Source organism: Cyclobacteriaceae bacterium (genome assembly GCA_013141055.1).
Taxonomy (GTDB): Bacteria; Bacteroidota; Bacteroidia; order Cytophagales; family Cyclobacteriaceae; genus ELB16-189.
The window spans coordinates 3220041-3240222 of sequence record JABFRS010000001.1 but is presented as its reverse complement, the minus strand read 5'-3'; the positions used below and the strand labels follow the sequence as shown (position 1 = coordinate 3240222).

Below are 20182 nucleotides of genomic sequence, written 5' to 3'. Positions count from 1 at the left end.
CAGAAATTAGAATTTTTTAAATTTATTTTAGCGGTCAGATTCTATGACAAACGATCCTGAATTAAGCGGAAAATATCTCGGAACCATCTCCACTGACTTTGTTAAAGTGGCTGACACTCTGAAAGAAGCATCCTACCAGATACGCAAGGCAGGATTTGCTTATCCAATATTTCCAATTTCACAGGACGATCAACCTATTGGTCAGTTGTTGTTGAAAAACACAGAGCAGTCCCTCGCGTGGAGCTATTATGCTTCATATCTGGACGAGTTCCTTCAAAGAGAATTGGTGGGAAAAGAAAAAGAAGAAGAGTTTAAAAATGCTTACAAAGATCCTGATGAATTCTGCTGCCTTTTCGTGATTGACAAAGCATTCACACGATTCGTATTTATTCCGTACCCTGAAGATTAGTGGACATTAGAAATGGCTCCACCCCTGAGCTTTCAAAGGCACAACATTCTCATTTTTAGTGATCATTACGTTCTGCTTTGAGTCTGGATGAATGTACCCGATGAAATGAATATCTGCATGATTCTTAACTTTTTCAAAGTCTGACTGATGAATGGTGAATAACAATTCATAGTCTTCACCGCCGTTCAGTGCGCAGGTGTAAGGATCGAGTTTGAATTCTACCGCAGTGTTGAAAGCATTCTCATCGATTGGAATTTTGTCTTCAAATATTCTGACACCAACATTTGAATTTCTTGAAATATGAAGAAGTTCTGATGCCAGTCCATCCGACACATCGATCATAGCGCTTGGTTTAATACCCAGATCAGCAAGCTCATAAATGATGTCCATTCTTGCTTCAGGTTTCAACTGTCTGCTGATGGCGTATTCATGATTATCCAATTCAGGCTGCATGTCGGGATTAGTGAGGTAAACACTTTTCTCACGTTCCAGAATTTGCAATCCAATATAAGCACCACCAAGATCTCCTGTTACGCAGATGATATCCTTGTCTTTGGCACCACTGCGATACACTTCATTTCCTTTCTTTGTTTTTCCAACAACACTGATTGAGATAATCAAACCAGAAGGAGAAGCTGTGGTATCACCACCTACCAGATCAACTTTATAATTAGTGCACGCTGCGCGAATGCCTGCATAGAGTGCATCCACAGCTTCTACTGAAAACCGATTACTAATGGCAATCCCAACCAGGATCTGCTCCGGCTTACCATTCATGGCTGCGATATCAGAAACATTGACAGCAACAGCTTTGTATCCAAGGTGCTGAAGCGGTACATAAGAAAGATCAAAATGAATTCCTTCGATGAGCATATCTGTTGACAACAGCATCACATCATCACCCGCATCGATCACAGCTGCATCATCTCCGATTCCCTTCAGAGAAGAAGGGTGCTGTAAGCCGAAATTGCCGGCAATACGGTCAATAAGCCCAAATTCTCCTAATTGATCAATTTCTGTTCTTTTTTGCTCCATAGGTAACGTCGGTTCAGCGGGGTTTATGGGGATTCGTCCCCCAAAAGTAAGAGGATAACGTCATATAGACATTTTCCGATCCCAGCGGTGGTATTTATGTGTGTCTAACAAGCCAATTATGAAATCCAGAATCGTCCTTTTTGTAGTGGCATTAATCATCTTCGCAGCGTGTGGTCCAAAGCCTTACTCAGATACCGCCATTGGTAAAGAAAAGTGGCGTTACTATAATAAGACACAGTACGGACTGCATCCCAAAAAGGCTCCTAAATTTTAGGACTTCTTTTCTTCACAAAGCTCAACAAGAACATTGTTGGTTGCTTTGGGATGAATGAATACGATCATCTTATTATCAGCACCGGGCTTGGGTTCGTCGGCCAGCATATTAAAGCCTTTCTCAGAAAGGTCATTCATAGTGTCTTTGATTTCATTCACGCCAAAAGCAAGATGATGAAGACCTTCGCCGCGGGTTTCAATGAACTTTGCAATGGGAGAATTTGCCCGGGTGGCTTCTATTAACTCGATTTTAACTCCACCGACATCAAAAAAAGAAGTACGAACACCTTCGCGTTCAACTTCCTCGATCTTGTAAGGAGGTTTTCCCAGCAGCTTTTCAAAAAGAAGATTGGATTTCTGCAGGTTCTTGACGGCAATGCCGATATGCTCTAATTTATCCATAACAGTTTAAATTGGTCGTTCTTTAGTATTTTTACGGTCTCAAAGTTTTTGAAACAATGGCAAAAGTAATGATTGAAACTGTGAGTGACGCACACGTTGAGGCGGCACGGGTTCAGCAGCAGGTAAAAGACTACCTGGGACTGCGGACTTCGGATCTTATTTTTGAATATAGTTCCGTCGATGGAAAGGTGAAGCTTGACCTGATTACGATCAATCCTCGTCACAATCAGTCTTTTTTGTTTCATTCAGAGCAAGGCGCAGACAAAGTTGATGCATTGAAAAAAATGCTTGACTATGTTCAGAACTATAAAGAGAAGGAAAACTCCTACACCATTCAGTGGGTAGCAAAACCTGAACAGGAACTTCATACCTCCTACTTCAGGGCTGGTAATATTCTGGAGGCTCTGGAGAAATTATATTATGGACGGGACAGGAACACAATTACCGTTTTTAGTGTTGTATTGAATCCGGTTAGCTAAAAGCCTAACGGAAGGAAATTTAAAGGAATTCAAAATGATCAGCGTAACAGAAAAGGCAAAAGAAAGAATTATCGAGCTTCGTAAAGAAGAAGGTCGTGAGCCTAATAATAATATACGTGTTTCCGTAAAGGGCGGCGGCTGCTCAGGCTTGATGTATGATTTGAATTTTGATGATCAGATAAAACCGGTAGATCAGATCTTCGAAGACAAGGGAATTAAAATTCTTGTCGATAAAAAAAGTCTTCTTTACCTGCTTGGTACTACTCTTGATTTCTCAGACGGACTCAATGGAAAGGGATTTCAGTTCGTGAATCCGAATGCGTCGAGAACATGTGGATGCGGAGAGAGTTTCGCCGTATAGCCTGTACTTGTTCACTTCTCCAGGGAAGCAATACATTTCAATTCAATTGCGATCGGCGTGGGTAGGGCATTTACCTCCACAGTAGTTCTGCAAGGTTGATTTTCCTTAAAGTACTCTGAATAGATCCTGTTGAAAGTGGCAAAGTCATCTTTCATGTTGGTGAGATAAACCGTCACATCTATCAGATTTTCCCACCGGGAGCCGGAAGCCTCCAGTATCAATTTTACATTTTCAAATACTGAATGACATTGGGTTTCGATATTGTAAGATTCAATATCACCAAGCTCATTGAGTGTTACACCAGGAATTACTTTTGTTCCACGCTTTCGTGGACCAACGCCGGATAAGAACAACAAGTTGCCGATTGCTCTTGCATGAGGATAACTGCCCACCGGCTCCGGAGCTTTGTCAGAAGAAAATTGCTGATCCATTTTATTTTAATTTAAAGATAACAGGCAAAGCAAACACCTGTTTGACAGGCCTGCCTCTTACCAATGCAGGATTCCATTTGGAAGAAGCGGAAACTACTCTCAATGCTTCCCGATCGCACTCTGCATCAATGCCTCTCAGCACTTTGAAGTTGCTTAAATTTCCATCCCGGCTTACAACAAACTCAATATAGACAGTCCCTTCGATTCCTTTTCTTCTTGCGCGAACAGGATATTTTACTTTTTCAGCGACGCCGGCATAGAAAGCCGCAAGTCCATCTACCGGCAAACTACTCTTTTCAATCTTATCATACTTAAAATTCTGTTTGTTATGGTGACTGACACCTGAAACAAGAATTCCCTGATCATAGGTTTCACTGAAATCAGAAAGTTCAACGCGATCATATCCTTTCCACTCTCCCATTTTTGTTCCTTCTGCTACATTTCCTTCTTCTATGATAACTCTGTTTGTGAATGGATTGAGATTGCAATTGCAGTAGCCTTTCCCTGCTACGATGATGGGATTGCCAAGCGAATCCCAATAATCGATGATCCCAAGGATGGGATCCGTTTTCTGCATGAGTTTGAATTCTTCGAAGATAAGCTCTGATTGCTGTTTGCCATTTGAATAGTATGCTTTTACAAGTCCGATAGGCCGGGATCCCTTAAAAGAACCGCTGGCCTTTTCCACTCCGTTCGGGTAATAGAAAGTGCGAAGCCGGGTTCCGTTCTCATTGAGAGGGCCTTCATTAAAATAGATCGTATTTGTTTTGGTATAGTAAGAGATGCTGTTGTACTGTTTCGTATCTACATCAATCATCGACAATACATAGTAATACGAATTTGCGCTATCGGTCTGAATGTCGCTGTTGTCAAAAAATCTTTTACTCTGAGCGAAGCTCTGACTTACTAACAAGGTTAAGGCCAGGAACAGGAGATATTTCATTGAATCAATCAATAGCAAACACAAGGCTGGTCCACAGGCTTTGGTATTCTGCACCTTCTGTTTCTGATGCAATCATCTTGACGGAAGACACCATCCAGGATCCGTTGGAGCTGATAGGAAACTTTATCGTTCCATCATCCTCAGAATAAATGTCTGTTAAGAAGGATTTTTTACCGATATGACTCCAAACTTTCACCATCGTGTGAGGAGCAGGTTTTCCTTCCCACAGCACTCTGCACTGAAGATAATCTCCCGTCTTCAGCGTGTAAGGATTGGCAAGAGGAATGATTTCATATCTGAATCCCATCCGCTTCCTGAAAGTTTCATCGGTTTTAGCGCCGGCCTGCACAAGAAGCTTTGCATAACGTTTATAAAATTCTTTCGAAGGCCTTTCCAGCTGATTGTTCTTTGTGCGCTCTGCAAGGATATTATCAATACCATCCTCTTTAAGATAATCATTGAATTTGTCTGCCTCCATTTCAATGTAAGCGCTGTTGCTTTCCAATACCATTAAGTGAGTTCCCTCTTTATCAAACTTGTAAGAAAGATTATTGCCTGCCGTCTTCTTAATGTCTTTTGAAAGATCTTTTACAGTTGCACCGGAATGCATTTGTAGTTTCTCAACTTTATGACGGTTCAAGTCCCAGAATTCTCCCTCAAAACTTTCTCCTACCATAAAATCAACTTTCATCTCCTCCCCGACTTTATAGCGATACTTTTTCGGTTGTAGCCAGAATTCGTGCGCCTGTGCAAGAGAGGCGCCAAAAATTATGAGGAACGTAACTGTTAATTTTCTTTTCATATAGCAATCAATTCATCAGTTCTTCAATCTCGTCTGCCTCAATCGGAATGTTTTTCGTCAGGTCCAGCACTCCTTTTTTCTGGATCACTACATTATTCTCCAATCGTATTCCTAGGCCCTCTTCCCTGATATAAATACCAGGCTCCACTGTCCAAACGGAGCCAAGCGCCATTTTCGCATACATGTTTCCAACATCATGTACGTCAAGACCCAGCATATGGGATGTGCCATGATAAAAATACTTGCGAAATGCTTCCTGTCCGGGCTTCTGATTCTTTATCTCCTGTGAGGTAATGAGCTTTAGCTTCAGCAATTCCTCCTCCATGATCTTCTCAACTTTCTTGTGGAAATCAAAGTACACAACGTCGGAGCTCATCATTTTAATGGCAGCCCTCTGAACTCTCAACACAGCATTGTAAACTTCTTTTTGACGCTTACTGAACTTTCCACTGACCGGAATGGTGCGTGTGAGATCGGCATTGTAATTGGCATATTCAGCACCTACATCCAACAACAGAAGTTCATCTTTTTTACACTTCAGATTGTTATCAATGTAATGAAGTACAATGTTGTTCTTTCCCGAAGCTATGATCGGTGTGTAAGCATGACCACGTGAACCATTTCTGACAAACTCATGAATGTACTCTGCCTCCACTTCATATTCCATCACACCAGGTTTTACAAAACCAAGGACTCTCTTAAAGGCTTTACCAGTAATGTCGACAGCTTTTTGCATCAGTTCAATTTCCTGAGGCTGTTTGATGGCGCGTAGTTTTGCCATAATGGGAGCCACACGTTCATACCGATGAAGCGGATAGGTAGCCCTGCACCATTTTATAAATCTTGAATCACGTGATTCTACTACAACATCAGAACGATAATGTTCATTGGTATTCAAATAGGTATGCTCCACTCCTCCCATGGCCATCATGTGATGAAACCATTTGTGGAAATCACTAAGCCAGATCACAGTCTCCACTCCTGAAATGTCACGGGCTTCGGCCTTGGTAAGTTTATGACCATTCCATTTTTCAAGCATCTCGTTCGGTTCGATCAGGAAAAGAACTTCACGATATTTTTTATCCGGAAAATCAGGGCATATCACAAGAATGCTCTCTTCCTGATTAATGCCAGTCAGGTAGAAAAAATCACTGTTCTGATGGAAAGGCATAGTCCCATCCGCAGAAGTAGGCATGATGTCGTTAGAATTAAAAACTGCAAGCGAAGCAGATTTCAGTTCTTTCACCATGCGTTTGCGGTTGGTGATAAAAAGTTCTTTGTCGATTGGTTCGTATCTCATGATGAATCGCTAATTTGAAATCAGGAGTGCAATTTAATAAAAGGAATATGATACTACGATTGACAAAGATGCAGGAAGCAGGTCAGAAGTTGCAGACGGTGCGTCAGCCAATTTGCGTAAACAGGTGGATGAGAATTCTCATCAGCATATTCATAATGTTACCCCTTTCGTTGGTTGCACAGACATATGAGCCAACTCCTGAAAATCTGAAATCAAGGGAATGGTTTCAGGATGCCAAATTCGGATTATTTATTCATTGGGGTGTTTACAGTGTGCCGGGCGACGGTGAATGGATCATGAACCAGCAGCAAATCCCCATTAAGACCTATGAAAAATTGCCAGCTTTTTTCAATCCTACAGAATTTGATGCGGCTGCCTGGGTAGCGATGGCAAAAAGTGCAGGGATGAAATATATCACCATTACCAGCAAGCATCACGATGGCTTTGCGATGTTCGATTCAAAAGTTTCAGATTATAACATTGTAAAAAAGACACCTTATGGGAAGGATGTTTTGAAAATGCTTGCCGATGAGTGCAGGAAGCAGGGAATTAAATTATTCTTCTACCATTCTCAGCTTGACTGGCATCACCCGGATTATTTTCCGAGAGGATTTACAGGTGGGGCATGGACGGGTCGTGAAGAGAAGGGTGACATGAATAAATATCTCGACTACATGGATGCCCAGCTTACAGAGCTCCTTACCAATTATGGTGATGTTGCCGGTATATGGTTCGATGGCATGTGGGACAAGAAAGATGCAGACTGGAGACTTGATAAAACATACAAGCTTATCCATCAGCTTCAGCCCGCGACTCTTGTTGGAAGCAATCATCACAGGCCGCCTTATGCAGGTGAAGATTTTCAGATGTTTGAAAAGGATCTTCCTGGCCACAATACTACGGGCTTCTCTCCCGAGCAAAAGATCGGAGACCTTCCTAAAGAAACCTGTGAGACCATTAACAACAGTTGGGGATTCAATCTTCAGGATAAGAGCAACAAGAGCAGAAAGGATCTGATTCAATATCTTGTGAAGTCAGCGGGTTATGGCGCTAACTTTCTATTGAATGTTGGCCCGATGCCAAATGGAAAAATTCAACCTGAACACACTGCTTTGCTGAAACAAATGGGTGAATGGATTGATATAAATGGCGAAACAATTTACGGAACACGAGGCGGCCCGTTAAGCGCCCGGGACTGGGGAGTCATGACGCAAAAGGGAAACAAGATCTATGTCCACCTCCTCAACTGGCAGGATGAAACTCTTACCTTGCCAAAGCTTGGTAAGAAAGTAGTGAGTGCAAAAATGTTCTCGGATAAGAGTAAAGTAAAGTTTCTGGAAAACGATTTTGGATTGAACCTGAATATTCCGAAAGAAAAAAGGGACGAGATCGATACTATTATTGAACTTGAAGTAAAATAGTAAATGCTAATTAATTTAAAATATGAGCACAGCATCAGGAAAAACAACCACCATCAGAAAGACTTTCAGTCGTGAGACTTCTGTTATGATTGAAATCCAGGCATCGCCTTCTGTGATCTGGAAATTATTGACCGAAGCAGAAAACTACCCGAAGTGGAATTCAACGATCGTGTCGATTGAAGGAAAGATTGCAAAAGGTGAAAAGATAAAATTGAAATCCACATTGGATACGAAACGCACTTTCAGCCTTACCGTTAAAGAGTTTGAATCTGAAAAAAGATTAGTATGGGGAGATGGGCAGGGTAATCGCGAGTACACAATACAATCATCCGGCAATGGAAAAGCTACTTTCACAATGGATGAAAAGATTGGCGGATTGATGTTCCCATTGTATGCAAGTTATATTCCGCCGTTCGATCAGTCGTTTGAACAATTTGCAGCTGATCTTAAGAGAGCATCAGAGGCGGTAAAATAAAATCAGGAAGCGAATATTCTTCACTTCCTGATTTCTATTAATTTACTTTTTAAGATTTATTTTGATTCGCCTGCCGGGTCATTAACATCATCGGTGCTGATTGAATTCATCAACAGGAATGTTACCAACATAGCAGAGAAAAGACCTTCCAGTGCAACGATGAATGAGGCAATGTAGGGGTTCAGGTAATGTCCCATCGGTTCATTATCAACGATCGACTGCATCAAACCCGAATCCAGCTTCATGTAGAGGAACATAAAAATTCCAAATAAGGTTGAGCTCACCGCTCCGGTTGATGCACCGGTAATGAGTCCACGGAAATAATTCATGTGGTCACCATGGGAAGCTTTGAATTTCTTCAGGGCATACCAGATACCTACTGCCATGATAATAAGATTGACCAGTCGAAGTTCGACGTGGTGATGCATGTCGATAACTCTCATGAGCACAAAAAAAGCGATGAGACCACCGGTAATTTTAAGGCCGTAATTTTCTGGAATGCGGTTCGGATCAGTGAATAAGCTCATGATTGGTTTGATTATTTAAGTCGAATTTTTGGATTTTTTTGCACAAATGCAAACGTTGGCACAAGTTCCCTTTTAAACCATTGGAAAACAGGGGCCGCAAAAGATGATTTTGAGGTCATTGAAGACATGTTTTTTAATGAAGAATTGAAATTGGATGAATGAAAAGAATACCTCAAACGTGCTAGCTTCATTCCTTAATTAGTTCATTATTCCATTTCTGAACCATGACTTTAGAAGAATTTAACTCCTCCCTGAATGACGCCGGACCACCTGAAGAATCAGGTTCTCTTTTGAAAGCGATGTGGTGGGATAAGAAAGGAAACTGGGAAGGTGCACATAATCTGGCTCAGGAAATTGAGACAAAAGATGGAGCATGGGTTCACGCTTATCTCCATAGAAAAGAAGGTGATGTGGGAAATGCCAGTTACTGGTACAGTAAGGCTGGCAGAAAAATTTTTCATGGATCATCGGACCTCGAATGGGAGGAGATCATAAAAGCCTTGATACAGTACTGATCTTAAAAGGCAGACACCCTCAATTTAGTTGGAGTCATAGTACGTTGCATCTTTCACAATCAATCTGTCTTTTATAGTAAGGATTGAAACAATTGGAAGCTTGAAGGTGGGACCATCTTTAATTGTTCCTGTGGAAATAAACTCCACAAACACCTTATCCCCTACTGCCTCAACACTGACAATTTGATCATGGATATCCGGCATCATCGATTCATACCCTTTGTACTTTTCGGATGTTTCACTTCTGGATTTGATAACATACTCTGCTCCAAAAGACGGATCCAGAAAAGAAGCGCTGTCAGCATAATAGCTCGCCATTTTTTCCCACGAGTGAGCATTGAAGGCTTCAAACATACTATTGACAACTTCTTTGTTCTTCACAGAAAGATCTTTATCTGAGCATGAGATAAGTGTAAGTAAGAGTAAATATTTTTTCATCATGAAAGATTTAGGTCATTACATCGTTGGCACTTTTCTGATTTCTACAGTTCCTCCAAAATTAAAATCCGGATAATCATCACAGATTTTGATAGCCTCGGCATAGTTGGCAACCTGAACAATAAAGAAGCCGCCGATCATATCTTTTGATTCAGTGAATGGACCATCCGTTACGATCTTGCCGGTGCCAGAAATCTGTTTTCCTCCGGGAAGAAGTGGTTCACCGGAAAGATATTTGCCATCACTTTTAAGTTTGTTGACCCATTCAAACCATTTCTGCATGTGACTTCCCTTGAGTTCCGGCAATTCCTCAGAACGGCCTCCCCGGAAGAGTAGAGCGAATTTTTCCATTTTGTTTTTGTTTTTTGTGGACTATTAAACCTAAGACGAACGAAGATCGTGAAACCGGACAGGAATTTTCCGAATACTTTGATTGAAAAGCCCTGATCAAAAGTTACCTATCGGATAGAGTCTATTTCATGCTCTCTGGAAGCATAATTTCCTTCCTTCCACTTTCTTAACTCTTCCTTGTTTTGTTTTAACTCTTCTTCCGTTGGGCGATAATGAATCAGCCTCTTCAAATCCGGCTGACCTGCATCTACCCAGGCCGTGTACCAGAAATCTCCGGTCATTTTTACGCTTGCACGAAACTGACGTTCCACCATGCCACGCAACCGATCGTGGTATTTTTTTGAAAAATCTACGGAGTATACTTTTATCGTCTGTTTGCCTTTAGTCTCATAGTTGAATTTAACCGAAGAGTTTTCAGACAAAAGTCTTTCCTCACTTAAAACAGAATCAACACGGTCATGAGAATTGCGAATCGCCTGCCATGCCCGTTCCTGGGGGTCATTGACATACTCTGCTTTCCCGACATAAAAATCATATTGTTCAAAGAATAATTCTGGCAAGCGGGATTCCCATAATCCATGGATTCCATGCTGACCAGTCAATTGTCCATTGTGGTTGCGGGTGGAGTGTAGCGGAACATTACAATCACTGATATAATGTGCAAGCTCAGCCGAAGATCTTACGATCCTGTGTGGATCGTTGAGCATGAAAGCATCTTTCAGCTGATGGAACATTCTTACAATATGCCAGGGAACGATACCATGCATATTCAGCGTGTCTTCGCCATATTTCTTTACTGCCTGATTCCAGTATTTTGGCAAAACATAAAACGCACTATCGCCATACTCCTCCACATCCATGAAATGACGAGGGGCTTCTTCGGGAACAGCATAGCGCCTGCTATCCGGATAAGTAGATGCTTCGATCAGATGATTCATGTTCTTCTTATAAAAGCCAATCATTTCCGGGGGCAAAGTAAAAACTGCTAATTGATTGATCTTACGGTGACCAAAGAAACCCCAGCCAGAGCCAGCAAGAACCGCTGACAGCAAAAGGATTTTCAGAGTTGATTTCATGAGACTATCTTTCGATAAACGAAATTACCGTTCCATGCGAAAGTTCTTAATCATTCCCCTGCTGGTTATCCAGACGATTCTTTACGCTGCAGATAATTATCCCCGAAACGAAGCCATTGACATCCGTCATTATCTTTTCAAGCTGGAGATCAACGATTCCACAAATCAGATTGCTGGCGAAACCACTGTTACTGTATTATTCAAAAAATCAATTTCGGATTTCGAACTGGACCTCACCAACATAAATGCCCAGGGACAGGGAATGAAGGTTATTGAAATACTGCTTGATCAGCAGGTGGTGAAATTCACTCATCAGAATGACCGACTTAAAATCATCCTACCAAATCCTTTAAAAGAGGGCGACGAAAAGAAGTTTATTATAAAGTACTCAGGAATTCCACAGGATGGACTGGTCATAAGTAAAAACAAGTTTGGGGACCGCACATTCTTTGGCGACAATTGGCCGAATCGCGCACATCACTGGCTTCCAACGATCGATCATCCTTATGACAAGGCAACTTGCGAATTTATCGTTACAGCACCTGCTCATTATACCGTCATTGCTACTGGTGAAAAGTTGGAAGAAAGTGTGATCGGAAAAAACACAAAGCTCACTCATTGGAAAACATCCGTTGTGCTTCCTACAAAAGTAATGGTGATGGGCGCGGCAAGATTTGCCATTGAGTATGAAGGTAAGGTTAATGGGATTTCGGTAGAGGCATGGGTCTATCCACAAAACAGACTGGAAGGATTTTCCGATTATGCAATCGCGGCTAAGTGTCTTGAGTTTTTTAGCAAGACGATCGCCCCTTATCCTTATGAAAAGCTTGCCAATGTTCAATCAACAACACGATACGGTGGCATGGAGAACGCAGGAAACATTTTCTATTATGAAAATTCAGTAACCGGAAAGAATACCATTGAAGGTTTGGTGGCGCACGAAGTAGCGCACCAGTGGTTTGGGAATTCGGCTTCGGAAAATGACTGGCATCATGTATGGTTAAGCGAAGGACTTTCAACCTACAGCACTCAACTTTATCTGGAAAATGCCTACGGCTCAAAGAAGCTGATGGAAGAAATGGAAAAGGACAGAAAGCAGGTGATCAACTATTTTCTAAAAAGTCCAGCGCCAATTGTGAATACATCGATCACTGATATCACAAAAGTGCTCAACACCAATTCTTATCAAAAAGGATCCTGGATTTTGCATATGCTCAGACATGAGATCGGCGATGAGAATTTCTTTAACGGATTGCGAACATATTATAAGCAGTATCAGCTAAGTAATGCCATGACAGATGATTTCAGGAAAGTAATGGAAGCAGCGGCAGGAAAGGATCTGAAAGGGTTCTTTGACCAGTGGATTTTCAGGAGCGGTCAGCCAAAACTGGAAGTGAGTTGGACTTATGACCAAAAGCGGAAACAGACCCGGGTTACGGTGGAGCAAAAGCAGGCTGATCTGTTTACTTTTCCTCTGGAGGTGGAAGTGACGAATAAATTGGGAAATGTAAAGGTGGATAAAATCGACATTTCAGGCCGAAAACAGGAGTTTTTGATCCATGGAAATGAGCAAACCAGTGGAATCAGGCTGGATCCGGCGATTTGGCTATTATTTGAAGGAACGGTCAAACAGACTTCTAAATGACCCTTTGTAAATCCCCTGCTTCGTTTTATCTTTGCAGTCCTTTTGAAAAACAACTATGGCAAACCATAAATCAGCTGAAAAACGCATTCGTGCAAACGAAACTAAGAGGGTACGCAATCGCTACCAGAACAAGACGACTCGCACACAAGTCAAGAAATTATTGACTACCACCAAGAAAGATGAGGCTCAGGCCCTTCTAAAAGAGGTTTCTTCTATGATCGATAAACTGGCTAAGAAGAACATCATTCACTGGAAAAAGGCTGCCAATCAGAAGTCAAAGCTGACCAAGCGCGTTAACGCGTTAGCGTAAGCTTTATAAGAACTTAAATTTTTCCCTCCCTGAGCAGACAATCTGATTCAGGGAGGGTTTTTTTTATGGATGCACTTGAGAAATTAATTGTATCATTTTCCGTCAATTCAATATTCCTCTCCCGCCCTGGCATTTAATAGATTTGACTCAATCATTCATCCCATTGAAGATTGACGAATCAAAACCTCTCACCATTAAAAGTTGGTCTCCGGAAGATCGACCACGCGAAAAGCTATTGATCAAAGGAACTTCTGCCCTGTCGGATGCTGAGTTACTTGCCATACTGATTGGGTCAGGGACCTCAAAGCTGAGTGCGGTAGACGTGTCGAAGAAAGTGCTGCAGCATGTTAACAATAATCTTCACGAGCTTGCACGACTCACCATTAAAGATCTCATCAAGATAAAAGGTATTGGAGAGGCAAGGGCGATCACGATCATTGCTGCTCTTGAGTTGGGACGAAGACGGAAAGATGTTGACGTAAATGAAAAACCTAAGATCGGTTCATCACAGGAAGCTTATGAGCAAATTCGTGGGGATCTGATGGATCTGACACATGAGGAGTTCTGGGTGTTGCTGCTCAACCGTGCCAATCGCGTAATAAAGAAAAAGCGTGTCAGCGAAGGAGGCGTAAGTGGAACTGTGGCTGATCCAAAGATCATTTTCAAAATGGCACTTGAAGAGCTCGCCAGTGGAATTATTGTCGCACATAATCATCCATCTGGTAATATGACTGCCAGTCAAAGTGATATTGATCTAACCAGGAAGTTGCGGGATGCTGGTAAATTTCTTGAGGTACAATTACTGGATCATTTGATCATTTGCGGTCAGAAATACTTTAGTTTTGCAGACGAAGGAATGCTTTAGAAAGTCCAGAACGAAAGAAATCGAAATGAAAAAATCCAGGACATTAATTATTATTCTCGGAATTGTGCTGGTGGGAATTGTGATCTATTCCATGAGCTCAGGGGAGTCAGATGAAAATTATTCAGCATCCATTATAAAAGACCGTGAGGAAAAAGATCTGTTCATGAAGAATTCTGATGAATCACCTTTTGCTGATGAAAAAGAGGAGTTCAAAGGCTTAAAATATTTTGAACCAAATCCTGATTATCGGGTGATTGCTGATCTTGACATCATCGAAAATAAAAAAGTAGTCACTCTCGCAACCAGCTTACAGGAAGAGAACCAATATCTTGAATATGGCTGGGTAGAATTTTATATCGAGGGAGTAAAAAATAAATTACTGTTGCTGGAGATCATGGCATCCGGCCCAACAAAAGGCACATTGTTTCTTGCCTTCGCTGATGAAACAAGTGCTAACCTGACCTATGGTGCGGGTCGATATCTTGAATTAAAAAAAATGCCTGGGGCAGGAACAATGGTTCTTGACTTTAACAAAGCATATAATCCTTATTGTGCTTATACTGACAGGTTCTCATGCCCATTTCCTCCTAAGGAAAACATATTGAAGGTTTCTATTCTGGCAGGAGAAAAGAATTACCACCAGTAATTTGAAGAATCTAAAGATCTGCATCAGATCTTTATATAGATCTTTTTCCGATCCATAAGATATCCTACTGACCAACATAGTAGCATAAAGGTCAACGCGAAAAGGAATGATCCCACATATCCCCCGGACCACGATTTGAATATGTTTAGAAATACCCACTGATACAGAGACTGATCGTTAACAGAAATTACATACATCATGATCGCCAGTGCTTCTGAAAGCAAATAGATAAACAAGGTATTACGGCCCATTACCTCAAAGAAATAGGTCCAGTTTTTCCATTTCATCATATCGATCACATACAATAGGATTGCCATCACCATGAGGTCGATGCCACAAGTATAGACTACAAAGGAACTGGTCCAGAGTTTTTTGTTGATTGGAAAAATAAGATCCCACGTTAATCCCAGAAAGCACAATAAAGTTCCCGCCATCATAATCTTAGCAATAGTCTCATAGGATGCTCCTTTTTGCTTAATTATTAATCCTGCGCAGTAACCAATCAAAACATTGGCAATAGCAGGAAGCGTACTAAGAAAACCTTCTGGATCAAAAGCAATGCCCTCGCCATGATAAAGGTGGTCAGCACCTATCAGCCAATTATCAAAACGAAGAACCGTATTTCCGGTAAGGGTCAGGTCACCGAAAGAAATTAATATCCACCAATACCCAAGCAAAGCTATTACGCTGAATATGATGGCACCTTTCAATTTCCAAAAATGAACAATGAGTGCTCCAATTCCATAACACAATGCGATTCGTTGCAACACTCCGAATATTCGTGTAGAGCCAATCGGACTCAGAATTAATTCTCCTGCTTCATTTTGTCTCACAAAAGGAAACCAATACATCAGATAACCTAAAACAAAGATTACGATTGTCCTTACGATTATCTTTTTCAATACCGCTTTATGTCCCATTGTCTGATAGACTCCCAAAGAGAAGCTCAACGAAGTTCCCACCAGAAATAAGAAGGTCGGGAATACAAGATCTGTTAGTGTAAATCCATGCCATCGGGCGTGAAGTAACGGCGAGAAAGTAGTTTGATGATCACCTGCAGTATTGACGATGATCATCAGGGCCACATCAATGCCACGAAAAACATCCAATGAGAGGTAGCGGTTCTTTAAATCCATTCCTTAAGTTAAAATAAAAAAGCCCGAGTAATACATTACTCAGGCCTTTAATGATCACCATCGATTGTAATTATGCTTTTTCCACAGTATCTACCAGAGCTCTCCATTTCTCAAGCTCCGGAATACCTGGCTTACGAAGGCCAAAGAACTGCACGATCATTTCTTTGTTCTTATCAAATACTTCAATGCCCGTGACCACTCCGTCTGCAGTCGGTTTCTTTACAACCCAGGCGCTGTCAATCAGATCGGTACGCAAATGCATGTTGAAATCAGGGTCCAGAATATTCAACCACTGGTCCATAACCCGCACGGTCTGAATTTTACCCTGGTGAATCTGAAGGTTACCACGATTACCAGCAAATACCATGATGGGTAAATGATCTGCTGCTGCTTTTTCCAGCATTGGTTGCAATGAAGATGGCTTTATTTTATAACTGAATTTTCCTTCAGACAACATGACCGCATCCACACGATTCACCTGGTGCTTGCGCAGCATGCCAAAGAAATCATGCGTGTCTTTCATATTTGACCAATCTTCCATCAGAGCTTCCTTATTCACCTGATCAAGTGGCTTTGTAGGAGAATTTCTGATCGGAAACAACTCAATCTCTTTCTTCTGATCTGCCGCTGTGAAATCTGCGACAATCTTATCAAATGCTTCCTGATTGCTTCCAGGTTTGTTATCGGAAGTTCCTGGCGCGACTAAAAATATCTTTGTCACGGCAGTTCCAGCTTCATCGAAAATCTGAATGCTCTGTTGTAACCCATGAGGTGTTTGCTGCCGAACCGCAAAACCATATTTCCATGCTGCAAAGAAAACCCGTGTTTCAATGGGTCCTATAACTGTGGCCATCGTATGCGGGCCTGCCTGAATGATGTCAATTTTTTGAAAAGAACCTTTGTGCTCCAATACACAACCATCATTTCTGGAAAGTGACATAACACGACCGAGCTCAGGGAATCTGCTCAATAATTTTGTCCAGTCGCCCTCGAGGCGTGTTGTGTACTCACCAACAGTTGTGGCAAGTAGTTCACCCTCGCTTACACCCAGCTCAAGGGCGCAGTCACGTATGCGCAACGTTGGTTTTACTTTTTTAATATCTTCCCAGGAGGCGCGCAATTCGGCAGCTCTGGTTTCTGTGGTTACTTGGCTCATAGGTTTGCGGTTTTCAATGATGATGATTCTATTTTACTACTATCTGGTACGATGTATGGACAATTGGTGCACGCGTCATGGTAAACATTGACACGGCAACAAAATGTTTCTTCGATAATGCTTTTAGTGAAGACTTCTTTCGTTGCTCCGCTGGCTATAATCTTTCCCTCACGGAGAAAATAAAGTTTATCAGCAAACTGAGCTACCTGATTCAGGTCATGAACAATGGCCATCACTCCGATGTTTCTTTCACAGGATTGTTTCACAAGATTGAAGATCATCTGCTGCTGAGCGATGTCAAGATTGGAAGTCGGCTCATCAAGAAGAATGTACCGTGGATGCGCTTTCACTTCCCAAACCTGAGCAAGTACGCGGGCGAGATTAACACGCTGCTGCTCACCGCCTGATAATGTCAGGTAGTTTCTATCTCTCCATGAAGTTACGCCCGTAAGTTCCATGACTTCCTCCCCGATCCTGTCATTCTGATAACGGGTATTCCTGTGGTAATGTGTTCCGAGTTGAACGATCTGCTGAACAGAAAAAGGGAATTGCAAATGAGTACTTTGAGGAAGAACTGCTCTTACTTTTGAAAGCGCCGCGATGTCGTACTTTTTTATCGGAGAACCATTGATCGTAACTGTACCATCATAGCGTCCCGTTTCATTGGAGACAATTTTCAGGAGAGAACTTTTTCCGGCACCATTAGGTCCGGCGACCGCAGTAAATTGTCCTGGTACAATATCAAGATCAATATCATGGAGAAGTTCCCTTCCATTTATACTAAGGCTGATGTGTCGGGCGGAGATCATTGAATAATGAGTTCTTGTTTTCTCTTGGTGCGCACTAAAAGAAAAATAAAGAAAGGAGCACCTACCAGTGCGGTCACAACTCCAATAGGAAGTTCTGAAGGTGAAACCAATGTTCTGGATGCCAGATCAGCAAGGATCAATAGTAACGGGCCTCCAATGACTGAAGCCGGCATGACCAAACGATTATCAGAATGAAACATGACGCGGATGAGGTGTGGGATTACCAATCCGATAAATCCTATTATTCCGGCAAGGGAAACACTTACTCCCACTGCGAGAGCACTGAAGAAAACAATCGATTTTTTTACCTTCTCAACATCAACACCCATATGATATGCTTCTGACTCTCCCAGTGCAATGGCATTAAGAGCATGCTGAAATCTTAGCAGCATCACGATGGCAAGAATTAAAATCGGAGCCGCAATTAAAAGACTTCCCCATGTCGCTCCGCTTAGGTCTCCCAATGTCCAGAAAGTAAACATCCGAAGTTGATTTTCATCAGCGTAAAATATAATTAAGCCCATGATTGCGCCGGCAAGAGCATTTACTGCAACACCGGCGAGGATCAGTACAGCAATATTCATTTTGCCTACCTGCTCCCCTATCTTGATCACCATAAACGTTGCAAGAAGTCCACCGGCAAAAGCAATCATCGGACGAAGCATGTTCATTTGAACAGTGTCCTGATCAGGAATGATCATGGATCCAAATACAATTAAAGCAACAACTGCAACGGCGGCACCACTTGAAACTCCGATCAAACCAGGTTCCACTAACGGATTTCTAAACAAACCCTGCAAAGCAGCACCACTGACTGCCAGTGCAGATCCGATTAGCACGGTCATTACAAGTCTCGGAAATCTGATTTTCAAGAGCACTGTTTCAAAGACACCATCGGATTCGTAAGTCGTTAATCCGATTTTGCTGGAGAAGATTTGAAGAATGTCGCCAATTGGGATCGTAACCTGACCAATGCTTAGGGCAATTAAAAATGCTAACAACGCAGCAATGCCTAATCCTATCAAAATGACAGTGATCCTCGATTCTTTTCGGATTGCGGCTGTCAACATTTGTTAATTAGTCTTCACATCGGGGTGGATCAGTAATACCAGTTCCAGTACCGCTTCGCCAAATCGAGGGCCGAAGTTGGAAAGCTTGATTCCATCCATTGAAATAATGTGTTTGTTTTTACCGGCATTGGTTTGAGCAACGCCCGGAACTGTTATTACTCCATCTATTCCGCCAAGGCTTTAATACCCGATTCAAAAAAATAGTATGTAATCTGGATTTGACGCGATCATTGATTCTGTGTTGAGAGGTTTATAGCCATTCACGCCATTAATTGCTCGTTCGCCTCCCACATAGGGAAGAATATCAGAAAATGTTTTTGTTCCAGCCACGTCAAAAGAGGTAGTTCCGCGATTATAAACACATAATACTTTTGGAGTGCTCTTTGCTTTTTTGACTAATGCAGTCGCTTCTGTTAACTGACCCTCAATTTTCTTGATGAGTTTTTCGCCTTCCTCTTTTCTATTAATAGCTGTAGCAATCTCACGTATGAGATTTTTAGTTCCTTCAAAACTATATGCCCTCTCAATGATGATGATTTTTATTCCTGCGGATCGCACCTGTGCAAGGACTGCCTCTTCGACATAATCCTTTTCTGCAAACACCAGGGAAGGCTTCAGGCTGATAATTCCTTCCGAACTTATACTTGAACGATATCCAATAGACGGCAAAGATTGAATCTCAATTGGATATAAACTGGTTCTGTCAGAGGCAATGATCTTGTCGCAGTAACCAAGCGCGCAAACTGTTTCAGTCAGTGCGCTGCCTGCCGTAATGATGCGATCCGAAGATTGTGCCTGAACGCTAATTAATATGCAGATCAGGAAAAGGGTAGAGAGTGCTTTAACCATTGGGATTGCGTTTTTAATCCGAACGGCAAAAGAATATACTATTTAGAATTAATCCAAATACAAACAAAAATAACTCTAAAATCGGCCTAAATACCTTCAAGGGGCCTTTTCACTCTTCTTAAAGCGAATTCTTCCTGACGAATTTTCCAGGATTTATCCAAAAAAAACGTTCCTAATGGAATGAGCGAAGCAGCTAAAGCAATCAGAACCTGAAAGAAATTCCATTTCATCATCCGAATGGAAAGCAGTACGATTCCAATGTAAGCGATGAATAGACCACCATGAATCCAACCCACTATTTTCACTGCAATAGGCAATCCAAAATAATACTTCAAAGGCATTGCAATGCTCAACAAAACGAGGAATGAAATTCCTTCTGATATGCCAATCAATCTTAGTAATCTGATCTGTGTCATAATGCTAATTTGTATTAAAATTAAAAAGACCAGAGCTTATCA

27 protein-coding genes are annotated in these 20182 nt (G+C 41.7%); 11 read left to right on the top strand and 16 right to left on the bottom strand.

Features of this window, described 5'->3' with window-relative positions; all coding sequences use genetic code 11:
* Positions 1-43 precede the first annotated feature (43 nt).
* Positions 44-409, top strand: coding sequence for a hypothetical protein (locus tag HOP08_14375; GenBank protein ID NOT76109.1), 366 nt, complete (start codon positions 44-46; stop codon positions 407-409).
* A 6-nt stretch (positions 410-415) separates the two neighbouring features.
* Here the strand turns inward: HOP08_14375 and thiL are convergent, their stop codons facing one another.
* Positions 416-1444, bottom strand: a complete 1029-nt coding sequence (gene thiL / locus HOP08_14370; protein NOT76108.1) for a thiamine-phosphate kinase — start codon at positions 1442-1444, stop codon at positions 416-418.
* A gap of 118 nt (positions 1445-1562) precedes the next feature.
* On the opposite strand from thiL, the gene HOP08_14365 reads away from it, so the two are divergent.
* Positions 1563-1718, top strand: a complete 156-nt coding sequence (locus HOP08_14365; protein ID NOT76107.1) for a hypothetical protein — start codon at positions 1563-1565, stop codon at positions 1716-1718.
* Here the strand turns inward: HOP08_14365 and mce are convergent.
* Positions 1715-2119, bottom strand: coding sequence for a methylmalonyl-CoA epimerase (gene mce / locus HOP08_14360; GenBank protein NOT76106.1), 405 nt, complete (start codon positions 2117-2119; stop codon positions 1715-1717). The two genes, HOP08_14365 and mce, sit on opposite strands and share 4 nt — an antisense overlap.
* Positions 2120-2190: 71 nt before the next feature.
* Between mce and HOP08_14355 the strand changes: the two genes are divergently transcribed.
* Together HOP08_14355 and HOP08_14350 are read left to right on the top strand one after the other, a co-directional pair.
* Positions 2191-2598 carry a hypothetical protein gene (locus HOP08_14355; GenBank protein NOT76105.1) on the top strand — a complete coding sequence of 136 codons (408 nt, stop codon included), beginning with the start codon at positions 2191-2193 and terminating at the stop codon, positions 2596-2598.
* Positions 2599-2632: 34 nt separating this feature from the next.
* On the top strand, positions 2633-2959 hold the full coding sequence (locus HOP08_14350; protein NOT76104.1) for an iron-sulfur cluster assembly accessory protein: 327 nt from the start codon (positions 2633-2635) through the stop codon (positions 2957-2959).
* 11 nt (positions 2960-2970) lie between these two features.
* On the opposite strand, the gene HOP08_14345 is transcribed toward HOP08_14350, so the two are convergent.
* From HOP08_14345 to HOP08_14330, 4 genes are read right to left on the bottom strand one after another with little or no spacing between them, the layout of a single operon-like run.
* Positions 2971-3390 carry a RidA family protein gene (locus HOP08_14345; GenBank protein NOT76103.1) on the bottom strand — a complete coding sequence of 140 codons (420 nt, stop codon included), beginning with the start codon at positions 3388-3390 and terminating at the stop codon, positions 2971-2973.
* A gap of 1 nt (position 3391) precedes the next feature.
* Positions 3392-4333, bottom strand: coding sequence for a TonB family protein (locus tag HOP08_14340; protein ID NOT76102.1), 942 nt, complete (start codon positions 4331-4333; stop codon positions 3392-3394).
* A gap of 4 nt (positions 4334-4337) precedes the next feature.
* Positions 4338-5135 (bottom strand): DUF4198 domain-containing protein, encoded by a 798-nt coding sequence (locus HOP08_14335; protein NOT76101.1) that lies wholly within the window; start codon positions 5133-5135, stop codon positions 4338-4340.
* A gap of 7 nt (positions 5136-5142) precedes the next feature.
* The gene (locus HOP08_14330) at positions 5143-6435 is read right to left on the bottom strand and encodes an aminopeptidase P family protein (protein ID NOT76100.1); all 1293 of its coding nucleotides are present in this window, start codon (positions 6433-6435) and stop codon (positions 5143-5145) included.
* Between the two features lie 128 nt (positions 6436-6563).
* On the opposite strand from HOP08_14330, the gene HOP08_14325 reads away from it, so the two are divergent.
* A complete protein-coding gene (locus HOP08_14325; GenBank protein ID NOT76099.1) occupies positions 6564-7856 on the top strand; it encodes an alpha-L-fucosidase in 1293 nt (430 codons plus the stop codon).
* Positions 7857-7878: 22 nt separating this feature from the next.
* Entirely contained in the window at positions 7879-8331 is a 453-nt protein-coding gene (locus HOP08_14320; protein ID NOT76098.1) for an SRPBCC domain-containing protein, read from the top strand.
* A 56-nt stretch (positions 8332-8387) separates the two neighbouring features.
* Here HOP08_14320 and HOP08_14315 read toward each other — a convergent pair whose 3' ends face one another.
* Positions 8388-8858 carry a DUF4199 domain-containing protein gene (locus HOP08_14315; GenBank protein NOT76097.1) on the bottom strand — a complete coding sequence of 157 codons (471 nt, stop codon included), beginning with the start codon at positions 8856-8858 and terminating at the stop codon, positions 8388-8390.
* A 224-nt stretch (positions 8859-9082) separates the two neighbouring features.
* On the opposite strand from HOP08_14315, the gene HOP08_14310 reads away from it, so the two are divergent.
* Positions 9083-9373, top strand: a complete 291-nt coding sequence (locus HOP08_14310; protein NOT76096.1) for a hypothetical protein — start codon at positions 9083-9085, stop codon at positions 9371-9373.
* A 24-nt stretch (positions 9374-9397) separates the two neighbouring features.
* Here the strand turns inward: HOP08_14310 and HOP08_14305 are convergent, their stop codons facing one another.
* The 3 genes from HOP08_14305 to HOP08_14295 all read right to left on the bottom strand — a co-directional run bounded on the left by HOP08_14305 (position 9398) and on the right by HOP08_14295 (position 11238).
* On the bottom strand, positions 9398-9811 hold the full coding sequence (locus HOP08_14305; GenBank protein ID NOT76095.1) for a nuclear transport factor 2 family protein: 414 nt from the start codon (positions 9809-9811) through the stop codon (positions 9398-9400).
* Positions 9812-9829: 18 nt separating this feature from the next.
* Entirely contained in the window at positions 9830-10162 is a 333-nt protein-coding gene (locus tag HOP08_14300) for a hypothetical protein (protein ID NOT76094.1), read from the bottom strand.
* A gap of 107 nt (positions 10163-10269) precedes the next feature.
* A complete protein-coding gene (locus tag HOP08_14295; protein NOT76093.1) occupies positions 10270-11238 on the bottom strand; it encodes a S1/P1 Nuclease in 969 nt (322 codons plus the stop codon).
* A 34-nt stretch (positions 11239-11272) separates the two neighbouring features.
* Between HOP08_14295 and HOP08_14290 the strand changes: the two genes are divergently transcribed.
* From HOP08_14290 to HOP08_14275, 4 genes are all read left to right on the top strand, one after another.
* The gene (locus HOP08_14290; GenBank protein NOT76092.1) at positions 11273-12883 is read left to right on the top strand and encodes a M1 family metallopeptidase; all 1611 of its coding nucleotides are present in this window, start codon (positions 11273-11275) and stop codon (positions 12881-12883) included.
* 55 nt (positions 12884-12938) lie between these two features.
* Positions 12939-13193, top strand: coding sequence for a 30S ribosomal protein S20 (locus HOP08_14285; GenBank protein NOT76091.1), 255 nt, complete (start codon positions 12939-12941; stop codon positions 13191-13193).
* Positions 13194-13362: 169 nt separating this feature from the next.
* Positions 13363-14058, top strand: a complete 696-nt coding sequence (radC, locus tag HOP08_14280) for a DNA repair protein RadC (GenBank protein NOT76090.1) — start codon at positions 13363-13365, stop codon at positions 14056-14058.
* Between the two features lie 25 nt (positions 14059-14083).
* On the top strand, positions 14084-14704 hold the full coding sequence (locus HOP08_14275) for a DUF1684 domain-containing protein (protein NOT76089.1): 621 nt from the start codon (positions 14084-14086) through the stop codon (positions 14702-14704).
* 23 nt (positions 14705-14727) lie between these two features.
* Here HOP08_14275 and HOP08_14270 read toward each other — a convergent pair whose 3' ends face one another.
* The 6 genes from HOP08_14270 to HOP08_14245 form a co-directional block, all read right to left on the bottom strand.
* Positions 14728-15840 (bottom strand): DUF1624 domain-containing protein, encoded by a 1113-nt coding sequence (locus tag HOP08_14270; GenBank protein NOT76088.1) that lies wholly within the window; start codon positions 15838-15840, stop codon positions 14728-14730.
* A 70-nt stretch (positions 15841-15910) separates the two neighbouring features.
* Positions 15911-16996 carry a hemin-degrading factor gene (locus tag HOP08_14265; protein NOT76087.1) on the bottom strand — a complete coding sequence of 362 codons (1086 nt, stop codon included), beginning with the start codon at positions 16994-16996 and terminating at the stop codon, positions 15911-15913.
* Complete coding sequence (locus HOP08_14260) at positions 16993-17805, bottom strand: heme ABC transporter ATP-binding protein (protein NOT76086.1); 813 nt, start codon at positions 17803-17805, stop codon at positions 16993-16995. Before HOP08_14260 ends, HOP08_14265 begins: the two co-directional genes overlap by 4 nt.
* Positions 17802-18875 (bottom strand): iron ABC transporter permease, encoded by a 1074-nt coding sequence (locus tag HOP08_14255; GenBank protein ID NOT76085.1) that lies wholly within the window; start codon positions 18873-18875, stop codon positions 17802-17804. The genes HOP08_14260 and HOP08_14255 overlap by 4 nt, the downstream gene beginning before the upstream one ends.
* 192 nt (positions 18876-19067) lie before the next feature.
* Positions 19068-19724, bottom strand: a complete 657-nt coding sequence (locus HOP08_14250) for an ABC transporter substrate-binding protein (protein ID NOT76084.1) — start codon at positions 19722-19724, stop codon at positions 19068-19070.
* Positions 19725-19810: 86 nt separating this feature from the next.
* Positions 19811-20140 (bottom strand): DUF3817 domain-containing protein, encoded by a 330-nt coding sequence (locus HOP08_14245; GenBank protein ID NOT76083.1) that lies wholly within the window; start codon positions 20138-20140, stop codon positions 19811-19813.
* Positions 20141-20182 lie beyond the last annotated feature (42 nt).

Bases quoted from the DNA above. Each gene is read 5' to 3' on its own strand.
- HOP08_14300 (NOT76094.1), bottom strand. From the start codon at position 10,162: ATGGAAAAATTCGCTCTACTCTTCCGGGGAGGCCGTTCTGAGGAATTG.
- HOP08_14290 (NOT76092.1), top strand. From the start codon at position 11,273: ATGCGAAAGTTCTTAATCATTCCCCTGCTGGTTATCCAGACGATTCTT.
- HOP08_14285 (NOT76091.1), top strand. From the start codon at position 12,939: ATGGCAAACCATAAATCAGCTGAAAAACGCATTCGTGCAAACGAAACT.
- HOP08_14375 (NOT76109.1), top strand. From the start codon at position 44: ATGACAAACGATCCTGAATTAAGCGGAAAATATCTCGGAACCATCTCC.
- mce (NOT76106.1), bottom strand. From the start codon at position 2,119: ATGGATAAATTAGAGCATATCGGCATTGCCGTCAAGAACCTGCAGAAA.
- HOP08_14245 (NOT76083.1), bottom strand. From the start codon at position 20,140: ATGACACAGATCAGATTACTAAGATTGATTGGCATATCAGAAGGAATT.
- HOP08_14320 (NOT76098.1), top strand. From the start codon at position 7,879: ATGAGCACAGCATCAGGAAAAACAACCACCATCAGAAAGACTTTCAGT.
- HOP08_14250 (NOT76084.1), bottom strand. From the start codon at position 19,724: ATGGTTAAAGCACTCTCTACCCTTTTCCTGATCTGCATATTAATTAGC.
- thiL (NOT76108.1), bottom strand. From the start codon at position 1,444: ATGGAGCAAAAAAGAACAGAAATTGATCAATTAGGAGAATTTGGGCTT.
- HOP08_14310 (NOT76096.1), top strand. From the start codon at position 9,083: ATGACTTTAGAAGAATTTAACTCCTCCCTGAATGACGCCGGACCACCT.
- HOP08_14330 (NOT76100.1), bottom strand. From the start codon at position 6,435: ATGAGATACGAACCAATCGACAAAGAACTTTTTATCACCAACCGCAAA.
- HOP08_14305 (NOT76095.1), bottom strand. From the start codon at position 9,811: ATGAAAAAATATTTACTCTTACTTACACTTATCTCATGCTCAGATAAA.
- HOP08_14270 (NOT76088.1), bottom strand. From the start codon at position 15,840: ATGGATTTAAAGAACCGCTACCTCTCATTGGATGTTTTTCGTGGCATT.
- HOP08_14365 (NOT76107.1), top strand. From the start codon at position 1,563: ATGAAATCCAGAATCGTCCTTTTTGTAGTGGCATTAATCATCTTCGCA.
- HOP08_14340 (NOT76102.1), bottom strand. From the start codon at position 4,333: ATGAAATATCTCCTGTTCCTGGCCTTAACCTTGTTAGTAAGTCAGAGC.
- HOP08_14315 (NOT76097.1), bottom strand. From the start codon at position 8,858: ATGAGCTTATTCACTGATCCGAACCGCATTCCAGAAAATTACGGCCTT.
- HOP08_14345 (NOT76103.1), bottom strand. From the start codon at position 3,390: ATGGATCAGCAATTTTCTTCTGACAAAGCTCCGGAGCCGGTGGGCAGT.
- HOP08_14275 (NOT76089.1), top strand. From the start codon at position 14,084: ATGAAAAAATCCAGGACATTAATTATTATTCTCGGAATTGTGCTGGTG.
- HOP08_14265 (NOT76087.1), bottom strand. From the start codon at position 16,996: ATGAGCCAAGTAACCACAGAAACCAGAGCTGCCGAATTGCGCGCCTCC.
- HOP08_14350 (NOT76104.1), top strand. From the start codon at position 2,633: ATGATCAGCGTAACAGAAAAGGCAAAAGAAAGAATTATCGAGCTTCGT.
- HOP08_14255 (NOT76085.1), bottom strand. From the start codon at position 18,875: ATGTTGACAGCCGCAATCCGAAAAGAATCGAGGATCACTGTCATTTTG.
- HOP08_14335 (NOT76101.1), bottom strand. From the start codon at position 5,135: ATGAAAAGAAAATTAACAGTTACGTTCCTCATAATTTTTGGCGCCTCT.
- HOP08_14325 (NOT76099.1), top strand. From the start codon at position 6,564: ATGAGAATTCTCATCAGCATATTCATAATGTTACCCCTTTCGTTGGTT.
- HOP08_14260 (NOT76086.1), bottom strand. From the start codon at position 17,805: ATGATCTCCGCCCGACACATCAGCCTTAGTATAAATGGAAGGGAACTT.
- HOP08_14295 (NOT76093.1), bottom strand. From the start codon at position 11,238: ATGAAATCAACTCTGAAAATCCTTTTGCTGTCAGCGGTTCTTGCTGGC.